Source organism: Myxococcales bacterium (assembly GCA_016717005.1).
In the GTDB taxonomy this organism is placed as follows: domain Bacteria; phylum Myxococcota_A; class Polyangia; order Haliangiales; family Haliangiaceae; genus UBA2376.
Window position 1 is genome coordinate 73,894 of sequence record JADJUF010000020.1, and the last position, 14,709, is coordinate 88,602.

General features: G+C 75.5%; 12 protein-coding genes. 8 read left to right on the top strand and 4 right to left on the bottom strand.

From position 1 onward, the window contains the following. Positions 1–13: 13 nt before the first annotated feature. Positions 14–3,523, top strand: coding sequence for a protein kinase (locus IPL61_18360; GenBank protein ID MBK9033205.1), 3,510 nt, complete (start codon positions 14–16; stop codon positions 3,521–3,523). A 4-nt stretch (positions 3,524–3,527) separates the two neighbouring features. On the opposite strand, the gene IPL61_18365 is transcribed toward IPL61_18360, so the two are convergent. After that, complete coding sequence (locus IPL61_18365) at positions 3,528–4,298, bottom strand: enoyl-CoA hydratase/isomerase family protein (GenBank protein ID MBK9033206.1); 771 nt, start codon at positions 4,296–4,298, stop codon at positions 3,528–3,530. Positions 4,299–4,363: 65 nt separating this feature from the next. On the opposite strand from IPL61_18365, the gene IPL61_18370 reads away from it, so the two are divergent. Together IPL61_18370 and IPL61_18375 are read left to right on the top strand one after the other, a co-directional pair. Next, a complete protein-coding gene (locus tag IPL61_18370; protein MBK9033207.1) occupies positions 4,364–5,347 on the top strand; it encodes a hypothetical protein in 984 nt (327 codons plus the stop codon). A gap of 4 nt (positions 5,348–5,351) precedes the next feature. Continuing rightward, positions 5,352–6,026: a hypothetical protein gene (locus tag IPL61_18375; protein ID MBK9033208.1), complete on the top strand. Its 675-nt coding sequence runs from the start codon at positions 5,352–5,354 to the stop codon at positions 6,024–6,026. Between the two features lie 12 nt (positions 6,027–6,038). Here the strand turns inward: IPL61_18375 and IPL61_18380 are convergent, their stop codons facing one another. Both IPL61_18380 and IPL61_18385 read right to left on the bottom strand, forming a co-directional pair. Continuing rightward, positions 6,039–8,402 carry a VCBS repeat-containing protein gene (locus tag IPL61_18380; protein ID MBK9033209.1) on the bottom strand — a complete coding sequence of 788 codons (2,364 nt, stop codon included), beginning with the start codon at positions 8,400–8,402 and terminating at the stop codon, positions 6,039–6,041. Between the two features lie 282 nt (positions 8,403–8,684). Beyond that, positions 8,685–8,858 (bottom strand): hypothetical protein, encoded by a 174-nt coding sequence (locus IPL61_18385; GenBank protein MBK9033210.1) that lies wholly within the window; start codon positions 8,856–8,858, stop codon positions 8,685–8,687. Between the two features lie 55 nt (positions 8,859–8,913). Between IPL61_18385 and IPL61_18390 the strand changes: the two genes are divergently transcribed. After that, entirely contained in the window at positions 8,914–10,503 is a 1,590-nt protein-coding gene (locus IPL61_18390; protein MBK9033211.1) for a peptide chain release factor 3, read from the top strand. Positions 10,504–10,512: 9 nt separating this feature from the next. On the opposite strand, the gene IPL61_18395 is transcribed toward IPL61_18390, so the two are convergent. Continuing rightward, positions 10,513–11,277: a hypothetical protein gene (locus tag IPL61_18395; GenBank protein ID MBK9033212.1), complete on the bottom strand. Its 765-nt coding sequence runs from the start codon at positions 11,275–11,277 to the stop codon at positions 10,513–10,515. A 99-nt stretch (positions 11,278–11,376) separates the two neighbouring features. Here IPL61_18395 and IPL61_18400 point away from each other — a divergent pair, with 99 nt between their 5' ends. Genes IPL61_18400 through IPL61_18415 form a run of 4 tightly spaced genes read left to right on the top strand, consistent with a single transcriptional unit; the run spans position 11,377 to position 14,708 of the window. Continuing rightward, positions 11,377–12,027 (top strand): polysaccharide deacetylase family protein, encoded by a 651-nt coding sequence (locus IPL61_18400; protein MBK9033213.1) that lies wholly within the window; start codon positions 11,377–11,379, stop codon positions 12,025–12,027. Beyond that, positions 12,015–12,977, top strand: coding sequence for a hypothetical protein (locus IPL61_18405; protein ID MBK9033214.1), 963 nt, complete (start codon positions 12,015–12,017; stop codon positions 12,975–12,977). The genes IPL61_18400 and IPL61_18405 overlap by 13 nt, the downstream gene beginning before the upstream one ends. A gap of 46 nt (positions 12,978–13,023) precedes the next feature. Continuing rightward, complete coding sequence (locus IPL61_18410) at positions 13,024–13,620, top strand: RNA polymerase sigma factor (GenBank protein ID MBK9033215.1); 597 nt, start codon at positions 13,024–13,026, stop codon at positions 13,618–13,620. Continuing rightward, positions 13,617–14,708 (top strand): FecR domain-containing protein, encoded by a 1,092-nt coding sequence (locus IPL61_18415; GenBank protein MBK9033216.1) that lies wholly within the window; start codon positions 13,617–13,619, stop codon positions 14,706–14,708. Before IPL61_18410 ends, IPL61_18415 begins: the two co-directional genes overlap by 4 nt. Position 14,709: the final 1 nt, after the last annotated feature.

The following is a 14,709-nucleotide window of genomic DNA, read 5'->3' on the forward strand; positions in this document are numbered from 1 at the left end:
CAGGACCACGCTCATGAGGTGCCCCCGCTGCTGGCGACGTGTCGCGGCCTCGCTGGGCTGTGAGGACCACGGCGCGATCGAGCTGCCCGGCGGCGAGCCGCTGCCGACCGCGCCGCCGGCGACCTTGCCCGACGTCGCGCCCGGACCGGCGCTGGCCGTCGGTGGCTCGGCGCAGGTGTTCGCGGTCAGCGACGCGCGCGTGATCAAGTGGGGCCGCTGGCGCGACGTCGATCTCCGGCACCGCTTCGCCCACGAGGCCGCGGTGCTCGACGAGCTCGCCGGCGACGTGGCGCCGCGGCTGCTCGGCCGCGGCGCGGTCGACGGCTGGCCCTACCTCGACCTCGAGCGCCTCCGCGGCCCGACCCTGGCGGCGCTGATGACCGCGCCGCTGCCCGACCCGCTCGCGATCCTCGCGCAGCTCGCCGAGGCCGTCGCGCGGCTCCACGCCCGCGGCGTGGTCCACGGCGACCTCAAGCCCGAGAACGTGATCGTCACCGACGCCGGCGTCCGGATCCTCGACTTCGGCCTGGCCACGCTCCACGGCCAGCGGCCGCCGGGCGCCGCCGGCGGCGGCACGCTGCACTACCTCGCGCCCGAGCAGCTCGGCGGCGACGCGCTCACGCCCGCCACCGACGCCTACGCGCTGGGCGTGATCGGCTTCGAGCTGGTCACGCGGCGCCCGCCGTTCGTCGGCGATCGGCCCACCGTCGAGTACGGCCACCAGCTGTGCCGGCCGCCACGGGCCGGCGAGCTCGCGGCGGTGGCGCCCGAGCTCGACGAGCTGATCGCCGCGTGCCTGGCCAAGGCGCCCGCGCGCCGGCCCGACGTCGCCACGATCCGCGCGACGATGGCGCGGCTGTCGACCTCGGTCGCGGCCACGCCGGCGGCGGTGCCCGCGCCGCGGCGCGACCGGGGACCAGCGGCGCTGGTGTGGATCGCGTCGCGCGATCGCCTGGCCACCGCGCGGATCGTCGGCGCGCACCGCGGCCGCCTGGTGCGCGAGCGCCCGGCGGGCACGCTGGCGGCGTTCACCTGGCTCGACCACGAGGCGCCGCTGGCCGCGGCGCTCGCGGTCGCGCGCGAGCTGGGTCGCGAGCAGGTGCCGATCGCGATCCACACCGGGACCGTCGACGCGCGCCAGCGCGGCGCCGGCGTGCGGCTGTTCGGCGACGCGGTCGACCGCGCCGACGGGTGGATCCCGCGGGCGCCGTGGACCGGCCTGGTGCTCACCGCCGACGTCAACGCGCCGGGCCTCGCGTGCGAGGACTGCGCGACCCACCCCGGCTTCCGGCGCGTGATCGAGCGCGGCGCCCAGGCCGGCTCGGCCGCCCAGACGGTGCCCGACCTGCTGGCGCGCGACGGCCTGATCGCCGACGTGGTCGCGGCCATCGACGCGGGCCAGACCGACGCGCGCCCACGCTTGATCACGATCGTCGGCGACCCTGGCCTCGGCAAGACCCGGCTGCTCGACGAGCTCGCGACGATCGCGCGGGCGCGGCGCTGGCGCACGGTCCGGGTCGGCGGCGCGCCGACCCTGGCGGCCCGCGGTCACGTCGGCGCACAGCTCGCACGGGCGCTCGACGCCGACGCCGTCCTGCCCGGGCTGCGCGCGGCCGGCGACGAGGGGATCGTGGCGCTGGTCGACGACGGCCACTGGATCGAGGACGAGGTCCTCGACGCGCTGCTCACCGCCGCCGCGTGGCCGCGCGGCCGGGTCGCGATCGTCGTCGCGACCGATCCCGGGCTGACGCGCGCGCGCCCTGGCTGGGGCGACGGCGTCGAGGGCCTGACCTACCAGCTGCCGCCGCTGCCGCGCGAGCTCGCGCACCGGCTCGTGCGCCGGCTGCTGCTGCCGGCGGTGCGCGTGCCGGCGCCGCTGATCGAGCGCCTGGCCGCCCGCGCCCACGGCAACCCCGGCGCGCTGGTCGCGATCGCGCGCGAGCTCCACCACGGCGGCCTGGTGCGCCCGCACCCCGACAGCGACGAGTGGTACGTCGCCGCCGACGAGATCGACCTGGTCGCGCTCGAGCCCGACCAGGCCTGGCGCGCCGCGCGCGCGCTGGCGACGCTGCCGGCCGGGCTGGCCGAGCTCTACTGCCTGGCCGCGCTGCTCGGGCCGCGCTTCGACGCCGCCGAGGTCGAGGCCATCGCCGCGCGCTTGCCGCGGGGCGCGATCGCGATCGACCCCGGGTCGGGCCTGTCCTGGCTCGAGCGGCACGGCTGGCTCCAGCGCCGCGGGCCGACCCTGGCGGCCGCGAGCCCGGGCCTGGCCGAGGCCGCGTGCGCGCAGCTCGTCGACGACGACCGTCGCCAGATCCACCGCGCCGCCTTCGACCACTGGCACGCCGCGGACGACGCCGAGCCCGGCGCCGCGATCGAGCGGCTCGAGCGCCTCGCGCACCACGGCCCCGGCTGCGCCGAGCCGGCGATCGCCGGGCGCGCGTTCCTGACCCTCGCCCGGCACGCCGCCGCGCGGGTCGCCTACGTCGAGGCCGAGCGCCTCGCGACCCACGCGATCGCGCTGCTCGATCCGGTCGCGCCGCTGGCCGCCGCCGAGGCCCGGCTCGAGCGGGCCCGGGTCCGCGGCCCGCTGTCGCGGTTCGAGGGCGCTCGCGCCGATCTGGCCGAGGTCCGCGCCGCCGCCCGCGGGGCCGGCGCGCGCGTGCTCGAGATCGAGGCGCTGGTGGCCGACGCGGCGGTGTGCGACTTCGCCGACTGGATGGCCGAGTCGGCCGCCGCCGTCGAGGCGGCCGCGGCGCTGGCCGAGGCCGGCGTGCCCGACGCCACCGCCGCCCGGCTGGCGAGCTGGCTGGGGGTGGTGCGGATGCGCCAGGAGCGGCCCGAGCTGGCCGAGCCGCTGCTGGTGCGCGCGCTGGCGCTGGCCGACCAGGTCGACGACTACCCGGTCGCGGTCGGCGCGCGCTTCATGCTCGGCGCGACCCGGCGCCGCCGCGGCGACGCCGCCGGCGGGCTGGCCCTGGTCGACGAGGCCCTGGCGATGACCCGCGCTCGCGGCGACGTCTTCCACGAGACCGTCGGCCTGTTCAACCGCATCAACTACGGCATCGCGCTGGGCGCGCCGGCCCAGGCCGCCGCCGACTGCGCCGCCGCGATCGAGCTCGCCGAGTGCCACGGCTACGGCGACGCCGAGTTCCGCGGCTGGTGCAACCTCGCCAACGTGCGCGTGCAGCTCGGCGACGCCGACGGCGCCCGCGACGCGGCGCGCCGGGCCTACGCGGTGGCGCGGCGGCGGTTCGGCAAGCACCCGCCGGTGGTGGCGTCGCTGATCCTGGCCGCGCTCGAGGTCGGCCTCGGCGACCGCGCCACCGCGGCCGACCTGATCGCCGCGATCGATCGGGCCGAGGCCGCGGCCAACGGCTGGACCCGGACGCTCCTGACCGCGATCGAGCTCGCCACCGCGGGCGCGCCCGATCCGGCGTGGGCGCCGGTCGAGATCGCGATCGCCGCGGCCGAGCCCGAGGACCGCGCGCTGCTGGCGTGGCTGCGGGCCCGGGCCGCGTGATCGGTCAGCGGCCCTTCCACACCGGCGCGCGCTTGCCGAGGAACGCCGCGATGCCCTCGCGCGCGTCCTCGAGCGCCAGCACCCGCGCCAGCTCGCCCTCCAGGTACCGCAGCGCCGGCTCGTGATCGAGATCGGCCGAGCGGTAGAACGCGCGCAGCCCCAGGCCGATCGCCGCGGGGCTCTTGCTGGCGAGATCGTCGGCCAGCTTGGCGGTCTCGGCCTCGAGCTCAGCCGCGGGCACCACCCGGTTGATCAGGCCGATCGCCAGGGCCTCGGCCGCGTCGAGGCGCAGCCCGGTCAGCATCATCTCGAGCGTGCGCTTGCGGCCGACGTTGCGGACCAGCTCGGCGGTGATCATCATGGGCCACAGCCCGACCTGGATCTCGGTGGTGCCGAAGGTCGCGGTGTCGGCGGCGATCGCCAGGTCGCACGCCACCATCAGGCCGAGCCCGCCAGCGAGGGCGTGGCCGTTGACCATCGCGATGATCGGCTTGCCCAGCGCGTGCATGGTCGTGAACAGGTCGACCAGCGACGCCGGCGGCACGCCGTCGGCGCCGCCCCCGCCCATCGCGGCCAGATCGCCGCCGGCCGAGAACGCCGAGCCGGCGCCGGTCAGCACGATCGCGCGCACCGCGGGGTCGTCGCGCAGCGCGGTCAGCGCGTGGACCAGCTCGCCGCAGGTGGCGGGGCCGATCGGGTTGCGCTTGTCGGGGCGGTTCAGGGTGACGCGGGCGACCGCGCCGGAGACCACGAGCAGGCTGGTGTAGCTGGTCACGCCGCCACCCTACAGCGGCGGTCGCGAGTTGACGAGACGGACCGCCGCGCCCTACGCTCCCGGTAATGCGGCGTAACGTCATCGTGATGCTGTCGGCCCTGGTGGTCGCGCCCGGCGCCGCCGCCGCCGGGGACAACGACCTCGTGCTCGGTCGCCTGGCCAACCTGGTCAGCGACGGCGGCACGGGCATGCGCTCGGTCGGCCAGAACCTCGAGTTCCGATCGCTGGTCAGCGAGCTGGGCGTGGCGCTGGCGCCGCGGCTGTCGACCCCGGCCGACACGCTCGGCTTCGGCGGCTTCCAGTTCTCGGCCGACCTGTCGTGGACCTCGATCTCGAGCAGCGCCAGCTACTGGCGGACGCTCCAGGCCTCGCCCGATCCGACCGGCGTCGGCACCGGCGCCCACGGCGAGCGCCAGCTCCAGAACCTGGGCCTGTTCGTGCGCAAGGGCATGTGGTTCCCGGTGCCCTCGCTCGAGTTCGGCGCCGGCGCGGTCCACCTGATGAACTCGCGGCTGTGGACCGCGCAGGGCTACGCCAAGGTGGCGCTGCACGAGGGCTACCACGACCTGCCGATCCCGTCGCTGGCGGTGCGCGGCGGCATCTCGCGCCTGATGGGCCAGAAGGACCTCGATCTCACGATCATCTCGCTCGACGCGTCGATCGGCAAGCAGTTCGGCGTCGGCGGCACCTGGAACGCCAACCCGTACTTCGGCTACAACGCGCTGATCATCGTGCCGCGGTCCGAGGTGATCGATCCGACGCCCAACGTCGACGGCCTCGACCCGGCCAACATGGGCGATCGCGACCTCGACTTCGTCTTCAAGGATCAGGACGACATCCTGCGCCACCGGATCTTCTTCGGCGCCAAGCTCCGCTACTACGTCTTCGCGATCACGTTCGAGGGCAGCTACGCGATGGCCGGCACCTCGGTCGACGATCGGCCGACCGACGTCGAGTGCACGCTCGCGGCGACGACGACCAACTGCGACTCGCCCGATCAGTCGGCGGCGCAGCAGACGTTCACCGTCGCCACGGGCTTCGACTTCTAGGCGCGTGCGCGACGTGCGCGACGACGAGCCCGCGACCGCGGCCGAGCTGATCCGCACCGCCCGGGCGACGCTGCTGGCGGTCGAGGAGCTGCGGTCCGATCTGCACGCGCTCGCGGCGCGGGTGGTCGCGCTGGGCGAGCAGGTGGCGGCGGGCGCGCCAGATCCGACCGCGCTCGAGGCCGCGGTCGACGCGCGCGCGGCCGAGCTGGTCCGGGCGATCGCCACCGCCGACGCCAACGGCCCCGGCCGGGTCCACCTCGGCGACGCCCACGACAAGTACGCGATCGTCGCCGACGACGGCGGCCCGCCGTGCCTCGAGCTCTTGCCGATCTGCGAGGCCCGGTGCTGCACGCTGTCGTTCGCGCTCTCGAGCCAGGATCTCGACGAGGGGGTCGTCCGCTGGGACCACGGCCAGCCGTACCTGATCCGCCAGGACGACACCGGCCGGTGCGTGCACCAGCGCGACCACGCGTGCAGCTGCTACGACCAGCGCCCGGCGCCGTGCCGCGCGTTCGACTGCCGCGCCGATCCGCGGATCTGGCGCGACTACGCCGCGCGCGTGCCGGCGCCGCCGATCGTCGCGACCGTCGCCGACTCGCCGGCCGAGCGGCGCGCGACCGAGGCCGGCCGCGCCCACGGCCTCTTGCTCGAGTCGCTCAGCCTGCGCCCGCGCCGCTGACCGGCCCCGGCGTCACGGCCCGACCGGGCAGTCGATGCCGGTCACGACCAGCGCGTTGTTGTCCTCGCGACACTCGAGGTTCGAGCCCACCTGCATGCCGCGATCGTCGACGATGATCGTGCCGACGCTGCCGGCCGCTGGCCAGTCGCAGCTGACGTCCACGCACGCGCCCGGCACCAGCGTGCCGGTGGTCTGGACCTGGCAGCCGAGCGCGCCCGGCGGATCGCCGCCGTAGACCGACACGGTCAGGCCGCGGGCCACGGGCTCGGTGCCGCGGTTGCAGACGTTGGCGGTGACGCGGGCGCCGCCGGGGACGCACGTGACCGCGGCGCCGTGGACGGTGAGGTCGGGCGACGCGCCCGGCGGCAGGCCGGTGCCCTGGCTGTTCTGGCGGAAGTTGTTGAGCCCGGGCTGGCGCCAGTTGCGCAGCCACTGCGAGGTCCGCGGCACGACGCCGTTGTCGTCGACGTTGGTGACGCTGTACGCGTGCTGGTTCCAGATCGGCCGGGTGCTGACCCAGCGGTCGACGCGGTCGGCGATGACGCGCACGCCGTAGGCGGTGTTGACGCCCGGGTTCTCGGCCCGGCACACCATGCCGATCGCCGACGGTCCGGCGATCGGGTCGCGGCACACGAAGCCGTCGCCGCCGCAGTCGGCGTCGAGCGCGCACCGGCACTTGCCGAGCGCGTCGCCGGGCTGGTCGCGGCCGCAGGTCGTGCCGGTCGGGCAGTCCGAGCCGTCGAGGCACTGGACGCCGTCGAAGATCGGGTCGAGCGCCGGGCACACGATCTGGGTGCAGTTGGCGTTGCTGTTGACGACGATCTCGGCGTTGAAGTCGGCGTCGACGTCGGCGACCGTCGGGTTCTCGTACCAGGTGCACGAGCGCCGGAACCGCGAGTAGACCACCTGCCCGGTGGTGCCGTCGTAGACCCGGGTGAAGCACTCGTCGGCGTAGACCACCTCGGCGCGGCCGTCGCCCTCGAAGTCGAACACCGACGAGCCGGTCACGTTCGACGACAGGTCCTGCGACGGCTGGGTCCACAGGATGCCGTCGGCGCGGCCGCTGGCGCAGACGGTCGCGGGCGCGCCGGCGACGCAGTCGGGATCGAACACCGTGTACGCGGCGCCGCCGGCCGACGCGATCTCGACCCGGCCGTCGCCGTCGAAGTCGGCCAAGGTCGGCGGGCCGCCGTTGCCGGCCGGCGCGCCCTGCAGCGCGCCGGTGAAGAGCTCGCGGCCGCCGAGGGTGTAGGCGTGGACCAGGCCCACGTTGACGACGACGATCTCGGCGGCGCCGTCGAGGGCGCCGCGATCGTCGGCGCCGGGATCCGGGCCGAACGTGCCGAGGTCGGCCACCGCGACCCGGCCGTTGACCCCGCCGATGGCCTGGGCCGGCACCCACTCGGTGGTCGCGCGATCCCAGTCGTAGATCGTCGCGCCGCTGACCAGCTCGGGCGCGCCGTCGTTGTCGACGTCGGCCACGACCGGGATGTAGCCGGTCGAGCGCGGCTCGAGGCTGGTCGGCGGGATCGGCGTGTTGAGCAGGACGCCCGCGTTCGAGTAGACCGCGCCCTGGTACAGGATCTCGGGCACGCCGTCGTCATCGAGATCGTGGATCGCCAGCCCGGTCCAGTTGCAGAACGCGTCGCCGTAGTTGTCGGCCGACGACCACAGCACGCCCCAGGAGCCGTCGATCATGCGGGTGAACGCGATCAGGCCACCGTCCTGGCGCGCCGCGACGATCTCGGGCCGCGCGTCGCGGCCGCCGAGGTCGGCGATCGCCACCGACTGCGCGGCGATGATCGGGTCGGGCAGGGTCGCGAGCTGAGCGCAGGTGGCGCCGTCGATGATGCGCAGCACGCCGAAGTAGGCCGGGTTGGTGCCCTGGCACGACTCGGCGCCACCGTCGGTGAAGTTGTACGAGATGAACACGATCGACGGGCTCGTGAACTCGCCGCTGCCGATGCCGAGGTCGGCCACCATCGGCGAGCCCAGCACGTTCTTGTGATCGGGGAACGCGTCGCCGGCCGGCGGCCCCAGCCACTCGCACTGCGCGCCCGGGAAGAACACCCCCGGGACCACCTCGCGCACGCACGCGCTGTCGAAGGCGCCGCCGGGCCCGACGCCCCACGGCAGGCACTCGCCCGCGGTGGTGTCGCAGTGGAGATCGCCGGGGCAGCGGCCGTCGACGCAGGCGCTCGGCGGGGCGACGCAGGTGTCGTAGCGACACACCTGATCGGCGGCGCAGGCCACGCCGCCGCACAGCCCGGCGCCGTCGCTGCCGTCGGGCCCGCCGCGGCCGGGCGTGTCGCAGCCGCCGCACCCTGACACCGCCGCCGAGCACACGAGCGCGAGCGCACCGAGGAAGGACCGCATTGGCGCGATGGTATCCCACCCGGTCAGCGCCGGGCAGGCCTCATCGCCGACGGCGCCGCGCGCGCGACCTCGGTGCGGCGGGCTACCCGAGCACGAGGCCGCAGTCGGGGCACTCGCCGCTGGTGGTCAACTCGCCGGCCGAGCCGCACGCCGGGCAGGCGCTGGCGTCGGCGGCGGCCGGGACCAGGCCCTCCGGGCCAGGCTGGAGTGCCAGTCATCGGCCAGGAGCGTCGCGATCGCCGGGACATCGTCCTCCTCGACCAGGAGGTGCGTCTTGGTCCCTCAACCACCGCCGCCGCCGCCGGGGCAGCCCATCAGCACGGGGATCCCGGCGGCCAGGCACCGCTCCCGCACGGCCTTGATGTCGTTCATCTGGCCACCCATGGCGGCGACCAGGGGCAGGCCGTCGAGGAGGGCCTCGGCTTGGGCGATGGTCAGGGGTTCGCGATCGTCCACCTGACGAGGCTACACCATTGGCGCCGGGCGGCCAGGGCGCGTAGATTGCGCCGCCATGTCCGCCCTGCCGCCCGAGGTCGCCCGCCGACGCACGTTCGCGATCATCGCCCACCCCGACGCCGGCAAGACCACGCTGACCGAGAAGCTGCTGCTGTTCGGCGGCGCGATCCAGCTGGCCGGCGCGGTCAAGGCCCGCGGCGATCGCCGGCGGGCCACCTCCGACTGGATGAAGGTCGAGCGCGAGCGCGGCATCTCGGTGACGACGTCGGTGATGACCTTCGACTACGCCGACCGGACCTTCAACCTGCTCGACACGCCCGGCCACCAGGACTTCTCCGAGGACACCTACCGGACGCTGACCGCGGTCGACTCGGCGGTGATGGTGATCGACGCCGCCAAGGGCATCGAGTCCCAGACCCGCAAGCTGTTCGAGGTGTGTCGCATGCGCGACGTGCCGATCGTGACGTTCATCAACAAGCTCGACCGCGAGGGCCGCGACCCGTTCGAGCTGCTCGACGAGATCGAGCAGACGCTCGCGCTCGACGTGACCCCGGCGACCTGGCCGATCGGCATGGGCCAGGGCTTCCGCGGCTGCTACGACCTGCGCGGCGATCAGCTGCACCTGATGGAGCGCAGCAAGGGCGAGTACATCCAGGAGGCGATCGTCTGCGAGGGCCTCGGCGACCCCAAGCTCGACCAGCTGCTGCCCGCGCACGCCGTCGCCAAGCTGCGGGCCGACGTCGAGATGGTGCGGGGGCTGTGCAAGCCGCTCGACCTCGCGTCGTACCGCGAGGGCCACATGACGCCGGTGTTCTTCGGCTCGGCCGTCAACAACTTCGGCGTGCGCGAGCTGCTCGACGGCATCGCCGAGCTGGCGCCGCCGCCGCGGATCCAGCCGTCGATCGAGCGCCCGATCGACCCGGGCGAGCCCAAGGTCACCGGCTTCGTCTTCAAGATCCAGGCGAACATGGATCCCAAGCACCGCGACCGCATCGCGTTCGTGCGGCTGGCCTCGGGCCACTTCTCCCGCGGCATGAAGCTCATCAACCCGCGCACCGACAAGACGCTGTCGGTCGGCAACGCGATGCTGTTCCAGGCCAACGCCCGCGAGCTCGCCGAGGAGGCCTGGGCCGGCGACATCATCGGCGTGCCCAACTACGGCGGCCTGCGGATCGGCGACGCGCTGACCGAGGGCGAGGTGCTGCGCTTCACCGGCATCCCCAGCTTCGCGCCCGAGCTGCTGCGCCGGGTCCGGCCGGTCGATCCGATGAAGGCCAAGCACCTCGGCCGCGCGCTCGAGCAGCTGGCCGAGGAGGGCGCGGCCCAGGCGTTCAAGATGGTGATCGGCTCGGACTGGATCGTCGGCGTGGTCGGCGGCCTGCAGTTCGACGTGCTCGCCGACCGGATCCGGACCGAGTACGACCTGCCGGTCATCTTCGAGGGCACGTCGTTCGAGCGGGCCCGCTGGGTCGAGGCCGACGACCCGCGCATGATCAAGAAGTTCGCCGACGGCAACCGCGACAACACCGCCGAGGATCACAGCGGCGCGACGGTGTTCCTGGCGCGCAACGACTGGCAGCTCAACCGGGTCAAGGTCGACTGGCCGGACATCCGGCTCCTGTCGACCCGCGAGCAGCAGCGCTGAGCCGCCGGCTCACCGCGACCACGACAGCCACAGCGACCCGACGCGGATGTTCGCCGTGTTCTGCGGCCCGAGCAGCTGCGGGAACCCGACGGTCGCGCCGACCGTCAGCGCCCGCCAGCGGTAGGCGCCGCCGAGGCCGAGCCGGATCTCGAACGCCTCGGAGAACCCGTCGATCTCACCGCGCAGGCCGGTCTCGAGCCAGACCTCGACCGACCTGAGGGTGAGGCCGGCCCACGCCGGCACCAGCAGCGCGTCGCGGTTGCCGTTGCCGCGGTTGGCGAGGCCCACGGCGACCTCCGGCTGGGCCGCCCACCACGCGCGCCCGCGCTGTCCGCGCGCGATCACGCCCAGCCGCGCCACCGGCTTCCACGGCGACACCCCGTCGAGGCCCAGGCGGGTGAGCCCGGTCACGGCCGCGGTGCCCGGGACCCGCCAGCGCACATCGACGTAGCCGCCCGCGTATAGTGCGTCGCACACGTGCGCCGCGCTGTCCCTGCACAGTCCTCCGCCGCCGCGCATCAGCCCCTGCGCCGCCGCGCTGTGGCTGACCCCGATCGCGAGGTCCGGGGTCAGCCCGACCACGCCGTCGAGCGCGAGCGTCACGGGCTCGCCGACGACGCCGCGCATCAGGCTGCGCTGATCGACCAGGGTCACGGTGACGTGGCCCGGGGCCGGCCGGGTGGCGCCGACGCTGGCGCCGGGCGAGGCGGCGGCCGAGGCAGCGCCGAGGGCGACGAGCACGAGCGCGGGCGGGAGCGAGCGCGGGGACAGCACGGACGGGCGATAGCCTACGCGGTCCTGACGCTCGCCGCCGCCTGCCAGACCCCGCTTCGCGACGTCGACGAGATCTACTACCAGGGCCCCGGCGCGCGCGTGCTGTGCGCGGCGTCGATCGATCGGTCGGCGCGCGAGGACGCCAGCTCGATCGACGGCGCGCTCGATCGCGCCCGCGACGATCACGTCGTGGTCCAGCTCTACGGCCACCGCCCGGGGGTGCTGTCGGACCTCGCGCGCATCGACGCGATCGCCGCCGGCGCGCGCGCGCGCGGGCTCGCCGGCGTCACCTACCGCGAGCTGGCCGATCAGCCGCCCGCGACCGCCGGCCTCGCGCTCAGCTTCGACGACGACCACGTCGACGAGTGGCTGGCCGCGGCCGACGTGCTCGACCGCCACGGCCTGCGCGTCACGTTCTTCGTCACGCGCTACCACCTGATGACCGCCGCCGAGCGCGCCGGCCTGGCCGAGCTGGCGCGGCGCGGCCACGACATCGAGGCCCACGGCGTCGACCACCTGCGCGGCCCCGCGGTCGTCGACGACCGCGGCCTCGCGGCCTACCTCGCCGACGAGGTCGTGCCGTCGATCGAGGCGCTGCGCGCGGACGGGTTTCCGGTGCGCGCGTTCGCGTACCCCTTCGGCGCCCGCACCAGCGCGATCGACCGCGCGGTGCTCGAGCACGTCGACGTCGTCCGGTCGGTGTCGTACTCGCGCGACAGCCTGCTGGTGGTGGACCCGTGCCCCGAGTGATGGTCGCGGTCGCGGTGGCGCTGCTGGCGCTGGGCGCCAGCGGGCCGGCCCGCGCCCAGCCGCCGCCGACGCTGGTGCTGGTCGCGCCGCCCGCGACCTTGATCGACGCCGTGACCACGGGCCTCGACCCGTGGCAGGTGCGCGTCGTCGTGGTCCCGACGCCATCGGGGTCGGCCGCGGACCTGGCCCGCAGCCACGGCGCTGGCTTCGTCGCGACCATCCGCGGCGGCACGCTCGAGCTCTACGATCGCGACGGGGCGACCCAGGCGCGCGCGATCGCGGCGCCGATCGACGACGTCGAGGCCGCGTCGATCGCGCTGACGATCAAGACCTGGATGCGCCTCGGCCCGGCGCCGACGATCGACCCGACGACGCCGACCCCGCCGCCGGATGCGACGCCGCCCGGCCCACCGCCCGGCCCACCGCGACCGGTCCCGGGGCCGCCGCGACGCTGGCGCGCGCTCGCCGTGGCCGGCCTCGGCGTGCGCGGCAACCTCGGCAGCTTTGGCCTCGGCGCGCGGGTCGTGGTCGGCGCCGGCGTGACGGGCGCGGCGATCGACGCCCTGCTCGTGGCGGACCTCGGCGGCGAGGTCGACACGGGCGCCTCGGGCGCGATGTGGTCACAGAGCCTACTGTCGCTCCGGGGCGGTCACCGCTTCGCGTTGCCGCGTCAGGCCTGGCTCCGCCCCCAGCTCGGCGTCGGGGGCCTCCGGACCCGCGCGAGCGCTGTCCAGATCGCCAGCGGCCGCGCGGTCGAGAAGGTCGGCTACGGCCTCGGGCTCGACGGCGTCCTCGAGGCCGGCGTCGCGCGTGGGCGCTGGTCAGCGACGGTCGCGGTCGGGGTCACCTGGGTGCCGTACGACCAGGCGCTGCGCGGTCAGCTCCGGCTGGACGTGCCCGCCCACCTCGAGCCCTGGCTGGGGCTGGGCGTCAGCGCGCAGATTCCTTGACGATCCGTGCGACCCTGACGGTGGATGGCCCCACTAACGGTTCGTGATGGCCGCCGTTAGCCGCGAGTCCGACGCCGACCTGGCCGCCAGGTGCGCGGCGGGGGATCGTGGCGCGCAGCGCGAGCTGTTCCTGCGGACCCGGACCGCGGTCCATCGGACGCTGTTCCGCGTGCTCGGCTCCAACCAGGACGTGGAAGATCTGCTCCAGGACGCGTTCCTGGCGATGTTCCGCTCGGTCGGCAACTACGCCGGCCGCTCGAGCCTGCTCACCTGGTGCTGCTCGGTCGCCAGCCACGTGGCGCTGAGCCACCTGCGCCGCCGCAAGGCCATCCCGACCGCCGACCTCGAGCTCGAGAGCGACGCGCCGTCGGCCGATCGCGTGATGCGCGCCCGGCTGGCCCTGGCGCGCCTGTACCGCGTGCTCGATCGCGTCGATCCGGTCCAGCGCATCGCGTTCGCCCTCGCGGTGATCGACGGGCGCCCGCTGGCCGAGGTCGCCGAGCTGACCGGCGCCTCGGTGACCGCGGTGAAGACCCAGGTGTGGCGGGCCCGCAAGGCCCTCGACAAGCGCGCCGCGGCCGACCCGTTGCTGCGCGAATACATGACCGAGCTGGTCGACGGCGCGGCCGAGGAGGCGGGATGAGCGACGAGCGCGACACCCTGGTGCCCCCGGTCGAGCCGCTGCCCGACCTGACGTGGGCGCGCCTCGAGCGCCAGCTGTGGCAGGCGCTCGACGCGCCGCCGCCGCGGACCGTGGCCGACGCACCGCCGCGCCTCGCGCGCTGGCGCTGGCCGATGATCGCCGCCGGCGCGATCGCCGCGGCCGCGGCCATCGCGCTGGTGTGGCCGCGCGGCAGCCACGCGCCGCTCACCGCCGGCGCGCGCGAGGGGTCCGCGATCGCGACGCCGTCGCGGATCGCGACCGCGGGCGCCGCGACCGAGCTGTCGTTCGGCGACGCCGACATCGAGCTCGCGCCCCAGTCGACGTTGTTCCTGGGCGGCGACGATCGCCGCGGGGTCGACCTGCTGCTCGAGCGCGGCCGCGCCCGGTTCGAGGTCGCCCACCGCGACGGCCGCCCGCCATTCATCGTCCGCGCCGGCGCCGTGCGCATCACCGTCGTCGGCACCGGCTTCACCGTGGTGCGCGACGGCGACTCGGCCCAGGTCGAGGTCACCCACGGCGTGGTCGAGGTGGTCGCCGCCGGCCACCGCGATCGACTCGTCGCCGGCCAGCTCTGGGATCACGGCCTGGTGCGGACCGGCGAGCTGGCGGTGCGATCCGATGTCCCGACGATGGTGGCGACGGCGCCCGCCCCCGTCGCGCCCGCCCCCGCGGCGGCCGACGCGCCCGCGACCGACGCGCCGACGACCGCGCCGACGCACGACGCCCCGCCCGTCATCGCGCCGCGCCCGCCCGGCGTGACGGCATCGCCGCGCCACGCGCCGACCGGGCCGACCGCGACCGATCCCAAGGCCGCGTTCGCGGCCGCCGCGGCGCTCGAGGCCAGCGCCCCCGCCCGCGCCCTCGCGGCGTACCTCGACCTCGCCGACGGGGCGTCGTCGTGGGCCGCCCCGGCGCTCTACGCCGCCGCCCGCCTCGCGTTCGATCGCGGCGACGCCGCGCGCGCGCGGACGCTGTCCGCGCGCTACCTGCGCAGCTTCCCCGGCGGGCGCAACGCGCTCGACGCCCGCGCGCTCCTCGAGCGCCTCGCCACCCCAAGCACGGAGTGAC